19 protein-coding genes are annotated in these 18,305 nt (G+C 62.5%); 4 read left to right on the top strand and 15 right to left on the bottom strand.

What is annotated here, in order from left to right:
• Window positions 1-122: 122 nt before the first annotated feature.
• The 12 genes from lipA to V7773_RS25080 all read right to left on the bottom strand — a co-directional run bounded on the left by lipA (window position 123) and on the right by V7773_RS25080 (window position 11,587).
• Window positions 123-1,145: a lipoyl synthase gene (gene lipA, locus V7773_RS25135; protein ID WP_058543155.1), complete on the bottom strand. Its 1,023-nt coding sequence runs from the start codon at window positions 1,143-1,145 to the stop codon at window positions 123-125.
• Between the two features lies 1 nt (window position 1,146).
• Complete coding sequence (gene lipB / locus V7773_RS25130) at window positions 1,147-1,794, bottom strand: lipoyl(octanoyl) transferase LipB (protein ID WP_336075813.1); 648 nt, start codon at window positions 1,792-1,794, stop codon at window positions 1,147-1,149.
• Complete coding sequence (locus tag V7773_RS25125) at window positions 1,794-2,069, bottom strand: DUF493 domain-containing protein (RefSeq protein WP_003185772.1); 276 nt, start codon at window positions 2,067-2,069, stop codon at window positions 1,794-1,796. Before V7773_RS25125 ends, lipB begins: the two co-directional genes overlap by 1 nt.
• An 81-nt stretch (window positions 2,070-2,150) precedes the next feature.
• Window positions 2,151-3,308 carry a D-alanyl-D-alanine carboxypeptidase family protein gene (locus V7773_RS25120; protein ID WP_092150480.1) on the bottom strand — a complete coding sequence of 386 codons (1,158 nt, stop codon included), beginning with the start codon at window positions 3,306-3,308 and terminating at the stop codon, window positions 2,151-2,153.
• Window positions 3,309-3,476: 168 nt separating this feature from the next.
• A complete protein-coding gene (locus V7773_RS25115; RefSeq protein ID WP_063324229.1) occupies window positions 3,477-4,502 on the bottom strand; it encodes a septal ring lytic transglycosylase RlpA family protein in 1,026 nt (341 codons plus the stop codon).
• Window positions 4,502-5,512 (bottom strand): lytic murein transglycosylase B, encoded by a 1,011-nt coding sequence (gene mltB / locus V7773_RS25110; RefSeq protein WP_063324228.1) that lies wholly within the window; start codon window positions 5,510-5,512, stop codon window positions 4,502-4,504. Before mltB ends, V7773_RS25115 begins: the two co-directional genes overlap by 1 nt.
• 17 nt (window positions 5,513-5,529) lie before the next feature.
• The gene (gene rodA, locus V7773_RS25105; RefSeq protein ID WP_336075815.1) at window positions 5,530-6,633 is read right to left on the bottom strand and encodes a rod shape-determining protein RodA; all 1,104 of its coding nucleotides are present in this window, start codon (window positions 6,631-6,633) and stop codon (window positions 5,530-5,532) included.
• 31 nt (window positions 6,634-6,664) lie between these two features.
• Window positions 6,665-8,560 carry a penicillin-binding protein 2 gene (gene mrdA, locus V7773_RS25100; RefSeq protein WP_063324227.1) on the bottom strand — a complete coding sequence of 632 codons (1,896 nt, stop codon included), beginning with the start codon at window positions 8,558-8,560 and terminating at the stop codon, window positions 6,665-6,667.
• 9 nt (window positions 8,561-8,569) lie between these two features.
• Window positions 8,570-9,037: a 23S rRNA (pseudouridine(1915)-N(3))-methyltransferase RlmH gene (rlmH, locus tag V7773_RS25095; RefSeq protein ID WP_047229490.1), complete on the bottom strand. Its 468-nt coding sequence runs from the start codon at window positions 9,035-9,037 to the stop codon at window positions 8,570-8,572.
• A gap of 9 nt (window positions 9,038-9,046) precedes the next feature.
• A complete protein-coding gene (gene rsfS, locus V7773_RS25090; RefSeq protein WP_003205895.1) occupies window positions 9,047-9,541 on the bottom strand; it encodes a ribosome silencing factor in 495 nt (164 codons plus the stop codon).
• 71 nt (window positions 9,542-9,612) lie between these two features.
• Window positions 9,613-10,287 (bottom strand): nicotinate-nucleotide adenylyltransferase, encoded by a 675-nt coding sequence (nadD, locus tag V7773_RS25085; RefSeq protein ID WP_336075806.1) that lies wholly within the window; start codon window positions 10,285-10,287, stop codon window positions 9,613-9,615.
• A 28-nt stretch (window positions 10,288-10,315) separates the two neighbouring features.
• A complete protein-coding gene (locus V7773_RS25080; protein WP_063324225.1) occupies window positions 10,316-11,587 on the bottom strand; it encodes a glutamate-5-semialdehyde dehydrogenase in 1,272 nt (423 codons plus the stop codon).
• Between the two features lie 196 nt (window positions 11,588-11,783).
• Between V7773_RS25080 and V7773_RS25075 the strand changes: the two genes are divergently transcribed.
• Together V7773_RS25075 and V7773_RS25070 are read left to right on the top strand one after the other, a co-directional pair.
• A complete protein-coding gene (locus tag V7773_RS25075) occupies window positions 11,784-12,461 on the top strand; it encodes a DNA-3-methyladenine glycosylase (protein ID WP_336075803.1) in 678 nt (225 codons plus the stop codon).
• A gap of 133 nt (window positions 12,462-12,594) precedes the next feature.
• The gene (locus tag V7773_RS25070) at window positions 12,595-13,911 is read left to right on the top strand and encodes a bifunctional DedA family/phosphatase PAP2 family protein (RefSeq protein ID WP_336075801.1); all 1,317 of its coding nucleotides are present in this window, start codon (window positions 12,595-12,597) and stop codon (window positions 13,909-13,911) included.
• 66 nt (window positions 13,912-13,977) lie between these two features.
• Here the strand turns inward: V7773_RS25070 and V7773_RS25065 are convergent, their stop codons facing one another.
• Genes V7773_RS25065 through V7773_RS25055 form a run of 3 tightly spaced genes read right to left on the bottom strand, consistent with a single transcriptional unit; the run spans window position 13,978 to window position 15,657 of the window.
• Window positions 13,978-14,568, bottom strand: a complete 591-nt coding sequence (locus tag V7773_RS25065) for an LON peptidase substrate-binding domain-containing protein (RefSeq protein ID WP_014340384.1) — start codon at window positions 14,566-14,568, stop codon at window positions 13,978-13,980.
• Window positions 14,569-14,578: 10 nt separating this feature from the next.
• The gene (locus tag V7773_RS25060; protein WP_092225007.1) at window positions 14,579-15,295 is read right to left on the bottom strand and encodes an LrgB family protein; all 717 of its coding nucleotides are present in this window, start codon (window positions 15,293-15,295) and stop codon (window positions 14,579-14,581) included.
• Window positions 15,292-15,657, bottom strand: a complete 366-nt coding sequence (locus V7773_RS25055) for a CidA/LrgA family protein (RefSeq protein WP_063324221.1) — start codon at window positions 15,655-15,657, stop codon at window positions 15,292-15,294. The genes V7773_RS25060 and V7773_RS25055 overlap by 4 nt, the downstream gene beginning before the upstream one ends.
• A 358-nt stretch (window positions 15,658-16,015) precedes the next feature.
• Here V7773_RS25055 and V7773_RS25050 point away from each other — a divergent pair, with 358 nt between their 5' ends.
• Both V7773_RS25050 and V7773_RS25045 read left to right on the top strand, forming a co-directional pair.
• Window positions 16,016-16,471 carry a MaoC family dehydratase gene (locus V7773_RS25050; protein WP_092150495.1) on the top strand — a complete coding sequence of 152 codons (456 nt, stop codon included), beginning with the start codon at window positions 16,016-16,018 and terminating at the stop codon, window positions 16,469-16,471.
• A 102-nt stretch (window positions 16,472-16,573) separates the two neighbouring features.
• The gene (locus V7773_RS25045; RefSeq protein WP_336075796.1) at window positions 16,574-18,292 is read left to right on the top strand and encodes a C13 family peptidase; all 1,719 of its coding nucleotides are present in this window, start codon (window positions 16,574-16,576) and stop codon (window positions 18,290-18,292) included.
• Window positions 18,293-18,305 lie beyond the last annotated feature (13 nt).

The raw sequence follows: 18,305 nt of genomic DNA, 5'->3' as shown, positions 1-18,305 counted from the left end.
AGAGCGTTTTGGTTACTTTTGCGCTCTTCAAAAGTGACCCGCTGTAAGAGCGGAACCCTAAGCAGCCGTTACCGCAGCAACGGATATTCACACCACCCCAAAACCACCATCCAACAAAAAAATCAGGCCCCCAGCAGCTCAGCCTTGACCAACTTAGCCTGCTCATCCGCATGATACGAAGACCGCACCAACGGCCCCGAAGCCACGTTCTTGAAGCCCATCTTGTACCCTTCCTCGGCAAACCAGGCAAAGGTATCCGGATGCACAAAACGCTGCACCGGCAGGTGACTACGCGAAGGCTGCAAGTACTGCCCCAAGGTCAACATATCGATGTCATGCTCACGCATGCGCTTCATGACCTCGATAACTTCCTCATCCGTCTCACCCAGGCCCAGCATCAAGCCGGACTTGGTCGGAATGTGCGGCATCATCTGCTTGAAGCGTTGCAGCAAGGTCAACGACCACTGGTAATCCGAACCCGGACGCGCGGCCTTGTACAGGCGCGGTACGGTTTCCAGGTTGTGGTTGAACACATCCGGTGGCTCGGCGGCGGTGATTTCCAGGGCGATGTCCATGCGGCCACGGTAATCGGGCACCAGGGTTTCCAGCTGGACATTCGGCGACAGTTTGCGGATCTCGCGGATGCAGTCGGCGAAGTGCTGGGCACCGCCGTCACGCAGGTCGTCACGGTCCACCGAGGTGATGACCACGTACTTGAGCTTCAGGTCGGCGATGGCGATGGCCAGGCTTTCCGGCTCGTTGGTGTCCAATGGCTTCGGACGGCCGTGGCCAACGTCACAGAATGGGCAGCGACGGGTGCAGATGTCGCCCATGATCATGAACGTGGCAGTGCCGCCGGAGAAGCACTCGCCCAGGTTCGGGCAGGAGGCTTCTTCGCAGACGCTGTGCAGCTTGTGCTTGCGCAGCAGGGCCTTGATTCGGTCGACTTCCGGGGACACCGGGATGCGCACGCGGATCCAGTCAGGTTTCTTTGGCAATTCGGTGGTCGGAATGATCTTGACCGGGATGCGTGCAACCTTCTCGGCGCCGCGCAGCTTGACGCCGGCCTCTACCTTGGCACGTGGGGCCGGACGCTCGGTGACGTCCTGCGTCGGGATAATGGTTTGCACTGCATCAGTAGTCATATCAGTCGATTCCGCCCGTGAGGGTCGTCTGCTCAGCATAGTCGAGGTGTTTGACGAGCTGCGCGCGCAGCCGGGCACTTACCTCGGCAAATTCAATCGATCCTGCATGCTCGCTCAACTGGGTCATCGCCAGTCCCGCGTAGCCACAGGGATTAATCCGTCGGAATGGCGCAAGGTCCATGTCCACGTTCAGCGCCAGGCCATGAAACGAACAGCCATGGCGGATTCGCAATCCCAAGGAGGCGATCTTCGCCCCGTCGACATAGACACCCGGCGCATCCGGCTTGGCCGCCGCCGTCACACCGTAGCTGGCCAGCAGCTCGATCAGGCATGTCTCCATGCGGGTGACCAGCTCGCGCACGCCAAACCCCAGCTTGCGCACATCCAGCAACAGGTAGGCGACCAATTGGCCAGGACCATGGTAGGTCACCTGCCCGCCCCGGTCGACCTTCACCACCGGGATATCCCCCGGCAGCAGCAGGTGCTCGGCCTTGCCGGCCTGGCCCTGGGTGAACACCGGCGGGTGTTCCACCAGCCAGACTTCATCGTCGACGGCGGTGCCGCGTTCGTTCGTGAAGCGTTGCATGGCATGCCAGACCGGCTCGTAAGCCATCGTGCCCAGCTCGCGAAAGCCCAGCGTGCCCGGCATCACAACACCATGTGCACGAAACCGGTCGCACGCAGCTCGCTGTTGATGTCGTAGAGCTGTTCCTGGCCGGTGGCAATGATGTGCAACTGGATCGTCGTGTACTTGCCGTTGGTACTCTGGCGCTCGGCCAGGGTCTTGTGGTCAACAGTGGCATGTTTTTCAAGGATCGCAATGATCCGGTCCTTGAAACCCACGCCGGTGTCGCCGATGACCTTGATCGGATAATCCGCGCAGGGGAATTCGATCTTCGGCGCTTTTACTTCAGAGTCTGTCATGGGGTAACGGCCTCGTAAGCCGTGGTAACGCACATGGCCCCGCTCCGAATGGGAACGAGGCCATGCAGGTCAACACTTCAATCAGTTGAACAAGCCGTAGAAGAATAGACGGATGCTATCCCACATGCGGCGGAAGATACCACCTTCCTCGACCGCGTCCAGAGCGATCAGGTCGGCGCTGTGCACCACTTTGTCGTCCAGTTTGACTTCGACTTTACCGATCACGTCGCCCTTGGCGATGGGAGCGGTCAGTTGCGGGTTCATGGTCATGCTGGCAGCGAGCTTCTTGAGCTGGCCTTTAGGCAAGGTCATGGTCAGGTCTTGGGCCAGGCCGGCCTTCACCTGATTGGTGGTGCCTTTCCAGACCTGGGCCTGGGCCAGTTCGGTGCCCTTCTGGTAGAAGGTCTGGGTTTCGAAGAAGCGGAAACCGTAGGTCAGCAGCTTCTGGGTTTCAGCGGCACGGGCCACTTCGCTGCTGGTGCCGAAGACGACGGCGATCAGGCGCATGCCATCACGGACAGCCGAAGACACCATGCAGTAGCCAGCTTCGTCGGTGTGGCCGGTCTTCAGGCCATCGACGGTCTTGTCGCGCCACAGCAGCAGGTTGCGGTTAGGCTGCTTGATGCCGTTCCAGAAGAATTCCTTCTGGGAATAGATGGCGTAGTGGGCCGGGTCTTCATGGATGATTGCCCGGGCCAGGATCGCCATGTCGTGAGCCGACGAGTAGTGCTCAGGGTTCGGCAGACCGGTAGGGTTCATGAAGTGGCTGTTGGTCATGCCCAGGTCGGCCACGGTCTTGTTCATCATGTCGGCGAACGCGTCTTCGCTGCCGGCGATGTGCTCGGCCAGGGCGACGCTGGCGTCGTTGCCGGACTGGATGATGATGCCATGCAGCAGGTCGCTGACGGTCACTTGCGAACCGACCTTGATGAACATCCGCGAACCGCCGGTACGCCAGGCGTTTTCGCTGACGGTCACCGGATCGTTTTCACCGATCTGGCCACGACGGATTTCCAGGGTGGCGATGTAGGCGGTCATCAGCTTGGTCAGGCTGGCCGGTGGCAGGCGCTGGTCACCGTTGTTCTCTACCAGGACCTCGCCGCTGCTGGCATCCATGAGCACGAAGGATTTGGCGGCCAATTGAGGAGGCGCAGGCATCATCTCCACCGCGAACGCGGCTGGGGAGAGAAGCAGCGGGACTAGCAGGCAAAGGCGTTTGGCAAAGGTGGTGATGTTCATCCGTCTCTCGAAATCGCTAATGGGACTGCCCGAAGGCAAAACTGAAACAGGCAACCTTCTAACGGGTCGCCGCGTATTTAAGTTGCTCACTCACAACCCTTGCCGGGCTTTTGTTATTCATGGAGCCAACAACCTGGCCCGCTCCAACCGCGAGCGGGCCTCAATCAATTACTCGGCGGTGACCAGGCTCGGCGAACCGAGATTGGCCAGGCGCACACTGTTCTGCACTTGCTGGACTTCACCCGGAGAACCGATCGGCCCCAGGCGCACCCGATGCAGTGTCTGCTGGTTGCGCACGATCGAGCTGATGAACACCGGGGCGCTCACCATCGAGCTGAGCTTCGACCTCAGCAGCTCGGCAGCGTCCGGGTTGGCGAACGCGCCCACTTGCAGAAACTGGCCAGACGCTGTTGCAGAAGCGTTTTTTTTTGCGTCGAGCTGAACGGGCACTACGGCCGCCGCGTGCTGCTGCGGCGGTGGCGTCCACTGCTCGACCGTGCCGGTGGACGCCGTCACGGTCGGCGCGGCATTTTGCGCCACTTTCGGCTCGTTGAGCATCAAAGGCGCCGGACGGCCGCGTTGGGCCCACCATTCCTGCGGGTCGATACCTTCAACCTTGACCCGGGCGGTGCCGATTTCAGCGTAACCGAGTTTTTTCGCCGCCGCATACGACAAGTCGATGATGCGGTCGGAATAGAACGGCCCACGGTCATTGACCCGCAGGATCACGCTCTTGTTGTTGTCCAGGTTGGTCACCCGCACATAGCTGGGCAGCGGCAAGGTCTTGTGGGCCGCGCTCATGCCATACAGGTCATACACCTCGCCGTTGGCGGTGTTCTGGCCGTGGAACTTGGTGCCATACCAGGACGCCGTGCCCGAGGCCACGTAGCGCTTGGAGTCGGACAGCGGGAAATAGGTCTTGCCCAACACCGTGTACGGGTTGGCCTTGTAGGGGCCCGTGTGTAGGGTCGGCGTGGCATCGGGAATGCGCGAGACATCCACATCCCACCACGGCGCGCCGTCCTTGTGAGCCCGGTTGATGTCCAGGCCGGGCGTCGCGCGCACGGCGGTGGAGTTCTTCTGGGCCGGCGCGCGGCTGGTCGAACAACTGACGACCAACAGCGACAGCGCGGCCAACGCCACGAGCTTGAGGGGTTTGGCTTTCAGGGGTAGATAGGTAGGCAATGCCCGCATTATTTGACGCCCCGTGCTTTGACCAGCTCTTCAGACAGTTGATATACGGCCATGGCGTACATCACGCTGCGGTTATAACGCGTAATCGCGTAGAAATTCTTCAGGCCCATCCAGTATTCGGGGCCTTGTTCGCCTTCCAGGCGTATCGCGGTGACCGGCATGTCGTCACGCAGCGCATCATGACTCGACCAGCCCAACGCCCGCAACTCCCCGACGGTTTTCGTCGGCTCGATGCCCTCGGTCAGGCCCTCGTCCACCTGCTCGCCACGCACATCGGCACGGCTGACCACCGGCTGGCCGGCTTCCCAGCCGTGGCGCTTGAAATAGCTGGCAACACTGCCGATGGCATCGGTCGGGTTGGTCCAGATATTGATGTGGCCGTCGTCGTCGAAATCCACCGCGTAAGCACGAAAACTGCTGGGCATGAATTGCGGCAGGCCCATGGCACCGGCATAAGAACCCTTGAGGGTCAGCGGATCAACCTGCTCTTCGCGGGCCAGCAGCAAGAACTCGCGCAGTTCCTTGCGAAAGAATTCGGCGCGCGGCGGGTAATCGAAGCCCAGGGTCGACAGCGCGTCGATCACCCTGAAATTCCCGGTGTTACGGCCAAAGAACGTCTCGACGCCAATGATAGCCACAATGAACTGGGCCGGTACGCCGTATTCCTGCTCGGCACGGGCCAGGGCCGCCTCGTGCTGGCGCCAGAAGTCCACGCCCCGGGCGATACGTGCCTCGGTGATGAACATCGGCCGGTACTCGCTCCACTGCTTGACCCGCTCGGCGGGCCGGGAGATGGCGTCAAGGATCGACTGCTTGCGCTCGGCCTCGCGAAATACCCCCATCAGTTGCTCACCGGCAAAACCGTAGTCGCGGGTCATCTCACCGACGAATTCGGCCACCTGCGGCGAACCTTCGTATTCGCCTGCCTGGGCATGCGGCGCACCGCCCAGGAAGCCGACCAGGCCGATCCACGGCGCATATCGCGTCGACCAGCCACGCATTGCTTGCATTGAACTCTTCACCTTATTCAAACCTGCGCGATCCACTTGCGATGCGTATGAATCGACATCAAGACCCCAAACGCTGACAGTAGTGTCACCAGCGAAGTTCCTCCGTAGCTAATGAATGGCAAAGGCACTCCCACGACCGGCAACAGGCCACTGACCATACCGATGTTGACGAAAACATAAACAAAAAACGTCATAGTCAGGCTGCCCGCCAGCAACTTGCCGAACAGCGTCTGGGCCTGGGCGGTGATCACCAGCCCCCGGCCGATCAGCAGCAAATAGATCAACAGCAGCACGCAGATGCCCACCAGGCCGAACTCCTCGCCCATCACGGCGATGATGAAGTCGGTGTGGCTTTCCGGTAAAAAGTCCAGGTGCGACTGGGTGCCCATCAGCCAGCCCTTGCCGAACACTCCGCCGGAGCCGATGGCGGCCTTGGACTGGATGATGTTCCAGCCGGTGCCCAACGGGTCGCTCTCCGGGTCGAGGAAAGTCAGGATTCGTTGCTTCTGGTAGTCGTGCATCACGAAGTACCACATGGCCACCGAGACCGGCACCGCGATGGCGACGACGCTGAGGATCCAGCGCCAGCGCAACCCGCCCATGAACAGCACGAAGGCGCCACTGGCCAGGATCAGCAGCGAAGTGCCAAGGTCCGGCTGGCGCACGATCAGGATGAACGGGATGCCGATCAGCAACAGGCTGATGCACACGTGCTTGAGCTGCGGCGGCAGGGTGCGCTTGGCCAGGTACCAGGCGATGGTCGCCGGCATGATGATCTTGAGGAATTCCGAAGGCTGGAAGCGGATCACCCCGGGAATGTTGATCCAGCGAGTGGCGCCCATGGCGTTGTGGCCCATCACGTCCACCACCACCAGCAGGCTCACGCCCACCACATAGGCCAGCGGCACCCAGCGGGCCATGAAACGCGGCTCGAGCTGGGCAATGACGACCATCGACACCAGGCCGATGCCGAACGAGGTGGCCTGCTTGCCCAGCAGGTCCCAGTTCTTGCCACTGGCCGAATACAGCACGAACAGGCTGCCTGCGGCCAGGGTCAGCAGCAGGATCAGCAACGGACCATCGATGTGCATGCGCTGCAGTAAGGTGGCACGGCGGCGCATCACATCTTCGCTGGAGAGGATCCGGTCGAAATTATTCTTCACGGGCCGTAGCCTCCGCAGTGATGGGGCTTGCATATTCCGGCTTGAGCTGGCCGTGCTCGTCCAGCAGCCAGGCGTCCATGATCTGGCGCACCACTGGCGCGGCGACGCCGGAACCCGACTCACCGTTCTCGACCATCACCGATACGACGATCTTCGGGTTGTCGGCCGGCGCGAAGCCGACAAACAAGGCGTGGTCGCGATGGCGTTCCTGGACCTTGGAGCGGTCGTACTTCTCGCCCTGCTTGATGGCGACGACCTGGGCCGTACCGCTCTTGCCGGCAATCCGGTATTGCGCACCGATGGACGCCTTGCGGGCGGTGCCGCGGGCGCCGTGCATCACCTGCTGCATGCCGTTGTTGACCTTCTGCCAGTCCGACGGGTTGCGCAGGATGATGTCTGGCATCGGGTCCGGATCCACCGGTTTCTGGCCTTCGATGGTCTTGGCCAGGTGCGGGCGATACCACTTGCCCTTGCTCGCCACCAGCGCCGTGGCCTGGGCCAGTTGCAGTGGCGTGGCCTGCATGTAGCCCTGGCCGATCCCCAGGATCAGGGTTTCGCCGGGGAACCAGGCCTGGCGCCGGGTCGCCCGCTTCCATTCGCGCGAAGGCATCAGGCCGGGGGATTCCTCGAACATATCCAGGGAGACTTTCTGACCGAGACCGAACTTGTTCATGTAGGACGACAACCGATCGATCCCCAGCTTGTGGGCCAAGTCATAGAAGTAGGTGTCGTTGGAACGCATGATCGCGGTTTCCAGGTCCACATAACCGTCGCCGGTGCGGTTCCAGTTGCGGTACTTGTGGTCATAGTTCGGCAGTTGGTAATAACCCGGGTCGTAGACCCGGCTCGACGCGGTCACCACGCCGGAGTCCAGCCCGGCAATCGCCACGGCCGGCTTGATGGTCGAGCCCGGCGGATAGAGACCGCGCAGCACCCGGTTGAACAGCGGCCGGTCGATGGAATCGCGCAGCTCGGCGTAGGCCTTGAAGCTGATGCCGGTGACGAACAGGTTCGGGTCGAAACTCGGCTGGCTGACCATTGCCAACACCTCGCCAGTGTTCGGGTCCAGCGCCACCACGGCACCACGCCGACCACCCAGCGCCGCTTCGGCGGCCTCTTGCAGCTTGATGTCCAGGCTCAGGACGATGTCCTTGCCGGGAATCGGGTCGGTGCGCTTGAGCACCCGCAATACGCGGCCGCGGGCGTTGGTTTCGACTTCCTCGTAACCCACCTGGCCATGCAGCTCGGGCTCGTAGAAACGCTCGATGCCGGTCTTGCCGATATGGTGGGTGCCGCTGTAATTGACCGGATCGAGGGTCTTGAGCTCTTTCTCGTTGATCCGTCCCATGTAGCCGACCGAGTGGGCAAAGTGCGGCCCCTGGGGATAATGCCGCACCAACTGCGCCACCACCTCGACGCCGGGCAGGCGGAACTGGTTCACGGCGATCAGGGCGATCTGCTCTTCGGTCAGCTCGAACAGGATCGGCACCGGCTCGAACGGACGTCGGCCCTGGCGCATGCGCTTCTCGAAGATCGCCCGGTCCTCGGGCGTCAGTTGCAGCACTTCGACAATCACGTCGAGCACGTGCTGCCAGTCGCCGGAGCGCTCGCGGGTCATGCTCAGGCTGAAACTGGGACGGTTATCCGCCACCACCACGCCATTGCGGTCGAAAATCAGCCCGCGGGTCGGCGGAATCGGCTGCACATGCACGCGGTTGTTTTCTGACAGGGTCGAGTGGTACTCGTACTGGATCACCTGGAGAAAATACAAGCGCGCAATCAGCACACAGATCAGCGTCACCACCATAATAGCGCCGAACACGACGCGGCCCCGCACCAGACGGGCGTCTTTTTCGTGGTCCTTGATGCGGATCGGCTGGGGCATGGGGCAGGATTACTTGTGGTAAGGGTGCCCGGACAGGACTGTCCAGGCACGATACAGCTGTTCGCCGATCAGGATCCGCACCAGCGGATGTGGCAACGTCAACGGCGACAATGACCAGCGCTGATCGGCCCGGGCACAGACTTCCGGCGCCAGCCCTTCCGGGCCACCGACCATGAAATTGACCGTGCGCGCGTCCAACCGCCAGCGATCGAGCTCCACCGCCAGTTGCTCGGTGCTCCAGGGCTTGCCATGGACTTCGAGGGTGACAATGCGCTCGTTCGGCCCGACCTTGGCCAGCATGGCTTCGCCTTCCTGGCGGATGAAGCGCGCCACGTCGGCGTTCTTGCCACGGGTATTGAGCGGAATTTCCACCAGTTCCAGGGCCAGCTCGGACGGAAGACGCTTGGCATATTCATGCCAGCCTTCTTCCACCCACTTGGGCATGCGAGAACCGACGGCGATCAGGCGCAGTCGCACAGCGGTCCCTTATTGCTGGTCTTTGTTGAGCTTGGTGAAGTGCTCATGGGGGTTTTCCGGGCTGTGGTGCGCGGCGCTGGCCGAACGGCTCTGCTCGGCACCGGCCCACAGGCGCTCCAGGTCATAGAACTGGCGCGCCGAGGCCGTCATCATGTGCACGATGACGTCGTCCATATCCAGCAGTACCCAGTCGCTGTCACCCTTGCCTTCTTCACCCAGCGGCTTGACGCCCTGGGCCTTGACCGCTTCGCGGACCTTGTCCAGCATCGCGCCGATCTGGCGGTTGGAGGTACCGGTGGCGATGATCATGTAGTCCGTGATGCTCTGCTTTTCACGAACGTCGATCACCTGGATGTCCTGGGCCTTGACGTCTTCCAGGGCCGCAACGGCGACCTTGACCAGTTCTTCACCGGCCAGTACGACGCCGGTGTGGGCCTCTACCGGCAGCGGGGCGCTTTTGAACGTGCCTTTGCGCTTTACTTTGTTTACGTCTTTGTCAGTCATATAAAACTCGTTTTGCTCGTATGTTCGGGCGCTTCGCTACACGCATTCACGTGCCTTGAAGCACACCTTTTTCAGTTCGACGCACGGTAAAGCCCGTGCGCATCGATGTAGGCCAGGACCGCGTCGGGCACCAGGAAACGTACCGACTTACCGCTGGCCAGCAGTTGACGGATCTGGGTGGCGGATACCGCGAGCGGCGTCTGCCAGACGAATGCAATCTGTCCGCTCGGCCCTTTCAGGGCCAGCGGGTCGCTCACCGAGCGGGCCGCCAGCAGGTTGCGCAAGGCATCCGGCGGCTCGCTGTCGGCATCCGGGCGTTGCAGCACCAGGATGTGGCAATGCTGGAGCAACTCTTCCCAGCGATGCCAAGTGGGCAGGCCGCAAAATGCGTCCCAGCCCAGAAGCAGAAAAACCTGGGCATCAGCGGCCAGTTCGGCGCGCATCAGCTCCAGGGTATCAATGGTGTAGGACGGTTTGTCCCGCTGCAATTCGCGGGCGTCCACCACCAACGGCGCCACACCGGCCACCGCGCACTCGACCATCGCCAGGCGGTCCTGCGCCGACACCTGCGGCGTATCCCGGTGAGGCGGCCGGGCGCTGGGCGTCAGGCGTAGCTCATCGAGGGCCAGGGCGTCGGCGACTTCCAGCGCACCGCGCAAATGGCCGATGTGCACCGGGTCGAACGTGCCGCCCAGGATGCCAATGCGCTTTGGCGCGGTGGTTGCCGTCACAGCGGTCATAGTCATAGAGGCCAGTGGGTCGAGATCGCCCAAGTCAGACTGGCTCCTGTCCGCGCAACTGGCCGTCACCGACCACGATGTACTTCTCGCAGGTCAGGCCTTCGAGGCCCACCGGGCCGCGGGCGTGCAGCTTATCAGTAGAAATGCCGATCTCGGCACCCAATCCGTATTCAAAGCCATCGGCGAAGCAGGTCGGGGTGTTGATCATCACCGACGCCGAATCCACTTCAGCGACAAAGCGCCGGGTTTCACCCAGGTGTTCACTGACAATGGAGTCGGTGTGGTGCGAGCCGTGGCGGTTGATGTGCTCGATGGCCTCGTCCAGCCCGTCGACCACACGGATCGACAGGATCGGCGCCAGGTATTCGGTGTCCCAGTCTTCTTCCGTGGCCGCAACGGCCTCGATGATCGCCCGGGTGCGCTCGCAACCGCGCAGCTCGACGCCTTTTTCGCGGAACTGGGCAGCCATCGACGGCAGGAAGTCCTTGGCCACGGCCTGATCCACCAACAGGGTTTCCATCGCGCCGCAGATACCGTAGCGGTAGGTCTTGGCGTTGAAGGCGATGCGCTGGGCCTTCGGCAATTCGGCGTGGGCGCTGACGTAGACGTGGCAGATGCCGTCCAGGTGCTTGATCACCGGCACGCGGGCGTCACGGCTGACCCGCTCGATCAGGCCCTTGCCACCACGCGGCACGATGACATCGACGAACTCGGGCATGGTGATCAATGCGCCGACTGCGGCACGGTCAGTGGTTTCCACCACTTGCACCACGGCCGCCGGCAGATCGGCCTCGGCCAGGCCGCGCTGGATGCAGGCGGCAATGGCACGGTTGGAATGGATCGCCTCGGAGCCACCACGCAGGATGGTCGCGTTACCCGACTTCAGGCACAGGCTGGCGGCGTCGATGGTCACGTTCGGCCGCGACTCGTAGATGATCCCGACCACACCCAGGGGCACGCGCATCTTGCCGACCTGAATGCCCGATGGCCGGTAGCTCATGTCGCGGATCGCCCCGACCGGGTCCGGCAGGGCCGCGACCTGGCGCAGACCGACGATCATGCCGTCGATGCGTGCCGGGGTCAGCGCCAGGCGTTCGAGCATGGCCGGTTCCAGACCATTGGCCCGGCCGGCGGCCAGGTCCAGTTCATTGGCAGCGGACAACTCGGCACGCGCAGCGTCCAGCGCATTGGCGGCGGCCTGCAGGGCGCGGTTTTTCTGCGCGGTGCTGGCCCGGCCGATGATGCGCGACGCCTGGCGAGCGGCGCGACCCAGGCGGGTCATGTAGTCAAGAACGGACTCAGTCATGGTCTGTGTGGTCTTGGCGATGAGGAAAGCGGCAGATTATAGCTGTCGTAACCCTCGACTAACAGCATGGACTCACAGTGGTGACCGGCGGAGCAGCAAAACAGGCGTAAACAGCTGGTTGAAGCGACTGTTCAGCGGTGATTAAGCTTTCCATTGCTATCATCGCGCTTCCTTTGGCCTCCCTTTGTTTATCGCCATGACCGATTTGCCATCGCCCAACGCCCTGCCCCACGCCTTTTTCGATCGAGACGCCCAGGTGCTTGCCAAGGACCTGCTGGGCAAAGTCATCCGTCACAAGGTCGGTGACCTGTGGCTCGGCGCGCGGATCATCGAGACCGAGGCGTATTACTTCGCCGAAAAAGGCAGCCACGCCTCGCTGGGCTACACGCAAAAGCGCAAGGCTTTGTTTCTGGATGGCGGCCACATCTATATGTACTACGCCCGGGGCGGCGATTCGCTGAACTTCAGCGCCCAGGGCCCGGGCAATGCGGTGTTGATCAAATCGGCCTACCCGTGGGTCGATGCCCTTTCCGGGCCGGCGAGCCTGGCGCAGATGCTGCTCAACAACCCCGACGCCCAAGGTCGGTCGCGTACGCCGCAAAAGCTCTGTGCCGGCCAGACCTTGCTGTGCAAAGCGTTGGGCCTGAAAGTGCCGGACTGGGACGCCAAACGCTTCGACCCCGAGCGCTTGCTGGTGGAAGATGTGGGTGTGCCGACGGTCAACGTGATCCAGACCACCCGCCTGGGTATTCCCCTGGGACGGGACGAGCATTTACCCTACCGCTTCGTCGACGCCGCCTACGCACCGTGGTGCACCCGGAACCCGCTGCGACGGGGGCAGGTCGAAGGTCGCGATTATTTCTTGCTTGGATGAAAACACCGCCCCCTGTGGGAGCGAGCAAGCTCGCTCCCACAGTTGATCTTCAGCGGCCATAGCTTTTGTGTTCGCAACACAATCCCACAGGGGATTCGGTGCATGCCAATCAATACTCAATGGAGTTGTATTTATGGGCCCATGGCTCGATAGCATCACCGGCTGGTTGACCGTCAACCCGCAATGGCTGGCGGTGGCGGTGTTCATCGTCGCCTGCGTGGAGTGCCTGGCCATCGCCGGCCTGATCGTGCCGGGTACCGTGCTGTTGTTTGCCATCGCCGTGCTGGCCGGCAGCGGCGCGTTGTCCTTGGGCGAGACGTTGCTGCTGGGCCTGCTTGGCGGGCTGCTCGGGGACCTGGTGTCGTACTTCCTCGGTCGGCATTTCCACCAGAACATCCGCCGCCTGCCCGGGCTGCGGCATCACCCGGAATGGATGAGCGCGGCGGAAAACTATTTCCAGCGCTACGGCATCGCCAGCCTGCTGGTGGGGCGTTTTATCGGCCCGCTACGGCCCATGTTGCCGATGGTGGCCGGAATGTGCGACATGCCGTTCCCACGCTTCGCCGCCGTCAGCATGTTGGCCGCGGCGGGCTGGACCGTGGCGTACCTGCTGCCGGGCTGGGCCACCGGGGCGGCGTTTCGCCTGCCGCTGCCTGAAGGCTTCTGGCCACAGGCCGGCGTGGTCATCGGCAGCATCGCGGCAATGATCGGGCTGAGCGTCAACAGCAGCCTGCGTCGTCATCGCCATGCCACGGCGCTGATCGCCGGCCTTGGCCTGGTGATCCTGATCGGCCTGTTCATCGGTTTTCGTTACCTGACGGCGTTCGACCAAGGCTTGATGGCCCTCGTCCAGGAGCATCGCAGCGCGACGCTGGATGAAATCGCCGTGACCTTCACGCTGATCGGCGAATTCCGCTACATGCTGATTGTCTGCAGCCTGTTGACCGGGTTATTGCTGTTGGCACGGCAATGGCGGCAGGCGATCTTTGCCGGGGGCACGATGCTGCTCACCTCCCTGGCCAATACTGGGAGCAAACACTTCTTTGCCCGTGTGCGCCCGGAAATCCTCACCGACCCGCTGACCAGCTACAGCATGCCCAGCGGCCACTCCTCCGGGGCATTCGCGCTGTTCCTGACCCTCGCCGTCCTGGCCGGCCGCGGCCAACCGCCACGCCTGCGCCTGACCTGGCTGCTGCTGGGCTGCCTGCCGGCGCTGGCCATCGCCCTGTCGCGGGTTTACCTGGGCGCGCATTGGCCGAGCGACATCGTCGCCGGGGCGATGCTCGCCGCCAGCATCTGTGCGGCCGCCCTGTGGTTGAGCCAGCGCCAGACCCCGCTACCGGCCATGTCGCCGAAAGTCTGGTGGCTGATCCTGCCGGCGCTGGTGGCGGTGTTCAGCTTCTTCGCGCTGCGGCACTTGCCGCATGCGATGTTGCGGTATGCCTATTGAGCGGCGCGCCAATGAACACTGAAGATCCATGTGGGATCAGTGTTACTCAGTGAAATATGAGTTGGGTCAGGCGAACAGTTCGCCCTGCAGTTCATCGAGCAAGGCCTGGATCGCATCCAGGCGCTGTTGCGGGTCGTCGAGTTGCAGCAGGTCGATCTTGTCCAATTCGTTGAACGGCAGCAAGTAAGCCAGTTGATTGGCCAGCGACTGCTGACCGGTCGCTTCGGTGCCCATGTTCAGCGCCTCGACCATCGGGTGCTCGGCCAGGGCCTTGAGCAGCGCCACCAGGTCGGCGTCTTCCTCTTGCAGCGGTTGCTCCGGTTCCTCTTCCAGCCACTCGACTTCAGCGACCGTCAGTTGATCCGCCTGGACGCTGCTGCCATGGACGATAAAGCGCCGCCCGCCCTGCACGCGAATGCCCAGCAGACCATTGTCCTGCTGGGAGAAATCAGTGATACGTGCCTCACAACCGACCCGCGCGTAGCCTTCAGGCGCGATGCCGACTTCCTCGCCATCGAGGATGCACACCACGCCGAAGCCTTCGCCCTTTTTCATGCAGCGCCCGATCATGTCGAGGTAACGCGCCTCGAAAATCTGCAAATCGAGGATGCAACCGGGGAACAGCACGGTGTTCAACGGGAAAAGCGGCAAGCTCATAACCAGTTCCTTAAACCGTCATCGACACCACCAACGGCAGCAACACCGCCGTGGCCACGCCCATCAGACTCATCGCCAGCGCCGCGAAGGCGCCTGTCTCCTCGCTTTCCTGCAATGCCACCGACGTACCCACCGCGTGGGCCGCCAGCCCCAGGGCCATGCCCCGGGCCTCAGGGCTGTGGACACCCAGCTTCGTCAGAATGCCCGGACCGAGGATCGCCCCGAGCACACCGGTGATCAACACAAACACCGCCGCCATCGCCGCCACACCGCCGATCTGCTCGGCCACCAGCATGGCGATCGGCGAGGTCACGGACTTGGGCGCCATGGTCATCAGAATCATGTGCTCGGCACCGAAAGCCCAGCCCAACACCACAGCAGAGCCCGTGGCAAACACTCCGGCTATCACCAGCGTAGTAAAAATCGGCCAGAACAACTGCCGGATCCGTCGCAAGTTCAAATACAACGGCACCGCCAGGGCGACCGTGGCCGGCCCCAGCAGGATGCTGAGGATCTCGGTGCTCTTGCGGTATTCGGCATAGTCGATGCCGCAACCGACCAGCACGACGATCAACAGCACCATCGACATCAGCACCGGTTGCAGGAACACCCAGCGAGTCTTTTCGAACGCCGCCAGCACCAGTTGATAGGCGCCCAGGGTAATGCCGATGCCAAACAGCGGATGGTGGATCACCGAGGTCCAGGCACCTTGCCAGTCGAGCATCATTGGCTGTCCTCCGGGGCGGCGATGTGACGCCGGGCCAGGCGCTGCATCAGCACCCCCGTCAACGCCACGGACAGCACCAGGGACAACGTCAACGCGCCGACGATGGCCCAGAAATCGGCGGCAATGGCCCGGGCATAGACCATCACCCCCACCGCAGGCGGCACCAGCAGCAATGGCAGATAACGCAGCAGGCTGCCGGCGGCCAGGTTCAGCGGCTCGCTGACTTCGCCGCGCATGACCAGATAGCCCAGCAGCAACAGCAGGCCGATGATCGGCCCCGGCAACACGGGCAGGAACAAATGATTGATCGCAGTGCCCAGCAATTGAAACAGCACCAGCCAGGTCAGGCCCCGTAGCAACATCCGCTCTCTCCCCTGCAACAGATCCAATGAACGCGCCAATTCGGTTCACTCAAGCGAGCGGCATGATTGTGTGGCGAGGGAGCTTGCTCCCGCTGGGCTGCGCAGCGGCCCCATTTCATGAGCGCTGCGCACTCAAGCGGGAGCAAGCTCCCTCGCCACGGAATCAAACGCACACGTTAAATGAACGGAATTGCAAAGAATGCGCGGGCATTATAAGCATGCCCACGCTATGGGTCGGCATTCGTAAAAAGCATGTTCGGTGACCTTACTTGCGCGCCATGTTGATCTACAGTGGTTCTCCGGGGATGCCGATCCCCGCTCCAGAAAAAGTAAAACAGATGAACCAAGGAGAGTCTCAATGCCCTACGTCCCCGTTGCAGCGCTCAAAGATTATGTCGGCAAGGAACTTGGACGTTCCGAATGGCTCACCATCGACCAGGACCGCATCAACCTGTTCGCCGAAGCCACTGGCGACTTTCAGTTCATCCACGTCGATCCGGTCAAGGCCGCGCAGACCCCGTTCGGCAGCACCATTGCCCACGGTTTCCTGTCGCTGTCGCTGATGCCCAAGCTGATGGAAGACATCCTGATCCTGCCCGAGGGCGTGAAAATGGTCGTCAACTACGGGCTGGACAGCGTGCGTTTCATCCAACCGGTGAAGGTCGATTCCAGGGTCCGGCTCAAGGTCGACCTGGTGGAAGTCACCGAGAAAAAACCTGGCCAATGGCTGCTCAAGGCCACCGCCACGCTGGAGATCGAAGGTTCGGAAAAACCGGCCTACATCGCCGAGCCGCTGTCGCTCTGCTTCGTGTAAACCTGCGCGATCGCGAAACCGCTCGTGCAGTTTCGCATCGCTTCCCTATGTCCAGGGGCCCTAGCTGCGGCATACTCGTCGCCTGACGATCTGGATCCCGTTATGCGCTTATTCGTTCCCCTGACCCTGTCCCTGCTGCTCACCGCCTGCGGCAACGGCGAATCGCCGCTGCCTCCCGACGCGCGCCTGCCCGACGGCGGACGCTATCGCGGCGACCTGGTGGACGGGCTGCTACAAGGCCAGGGACGCATCGATTACCCCAATGGCAGCTGGTACGCCGGGCAGTTCGACAAAGGCCAGTGGCACGGCACCGGGGAATGGCATGGCAGCAATGGCGAGGTCTATCGCGGCCAGTTCCAGCAGGGCCTGTTCCACGGACAGGGCAGCCTGACCACACCGACCAGCAGCTACACCGGCGGCTTCAAGCTCGGGCGACGGGACGGTGAAGGGATGCTCAAGGAAAACGGCATGACCTACCGGGGCGAGTTCAAGGCCGACCGCTATTCCGGCCTCGGACGCCTGGAACTCGACGACGGCAGCCAGTACCAAGGCCCCTTCGCCAACGGCAAGCCCAACGGTGAAGGCCAGCGCTTCGACGCCAGCGGCAACCAGTTCACCGGGCATTTTGTCGACGGGCAACTGCAGGGCAAGGGCACCTTCAACAGTGCCGATGGCGATGTCTACATCGGCGGCTTCAAAAACAACCAGCTCAACGGTCGCGGGCGCTACGAAAATGCCGACGGCGATGTCTGGATCGGCCAATTCAAGGATGGTGCGCTGACCGGCAAGGGCGAACTGATCGGCGCCGACGGCAGCCACTATCTCGGACAATTCAATGATTGGCGCTTTACCGGCGAGGGCCGCCTGAACTTGCCCGACGGCAGTTTTTACGTCGGCCAGTTCGAAAGCGACAGCTACCACGGGCGCGGCACCCTGGTGCTGACCGACGGCACCGTGCAAAGCGGCACCTGGGCCAACGGCCAACGGGTGCGCGACGCGGATGGCAGGCTGCTGCCGGATGTGCTCGAACTCGGCTTGCTGGCCCAAGGCCGCCTGCTGGACGATGCCCTCGCCAACATCCCGGCCTCGACCCCGGCGGTGGAGCTGTACAGCCTGACCCTGGGCGGCGACGGCAAGCAAAGCGTGTTCCTGCGCGAGTCCGACTATGTCGCCAACATGCTCGCCAGCCGTTTCGGCGCGTTCGGGCAGATCCGCCTGGTCAACCACCGCGACCACCTCGGCGACCGGCCCATGGCCAGCCGCGAAAGCCTGCGCCGCGCCGCTGCCACCCTGGCCGAACGCAGTGGTCCGGAAGACCTTATCTTCATCTACCTGACCAGCCACGGCACCAGCGAACATGAACTGGTGCTCGACCAGCCGCGCATGGAACTGGCCGACCTGCCCGCCGATGAACTGGCCGTGGTGCTGGCGCCACTGAAGAACCGCGACAAGATCGTGGTGATCTCGGCCTGTTATTCCGGCGGCTTCATCCCGGCACTCAAGGATGAACGCACATTGATCATGACCGCCTCCCGGGCCGACCGAGTGTCCTTCGGCTGCTCCGAGGAAGCCAACTTCACCTATTTTGGCGATGCGCTGTTCGCCCAGGCATTGAACCAGACCGACGACCTGGAGCAGGCCTTCAAGCGAGCCAAGGCCACCGTTGCCGAACGCGAACAGGCCGACAACTTCGAAGCGTCCGAACCGCAGATGTGGGCGCCGAGGACGGTCCTTTCCCACTGGCAACTGCTGCGCAAACAGCAGGCACGTAAAGCATTGCAAAGTGCTGCATTGAACGACGAGGCCACAAAGAGCAACTAAGCTGAACCGTATC

This window comes from Pseudomonas sp. 3JA (assembly GCF_036961705.1).
GTDB classification, from domain to species: Bacteria; Pseudomonadota; Gammaproteobacteria; order Pseudomonadales; family Pseudomonadaceae; genus Aquipseudomonas; species Aquipseudomonas fluorescens_Q.
This window is presented reverse-complemented; position numbering and strand designations above follow the sequence as displayed.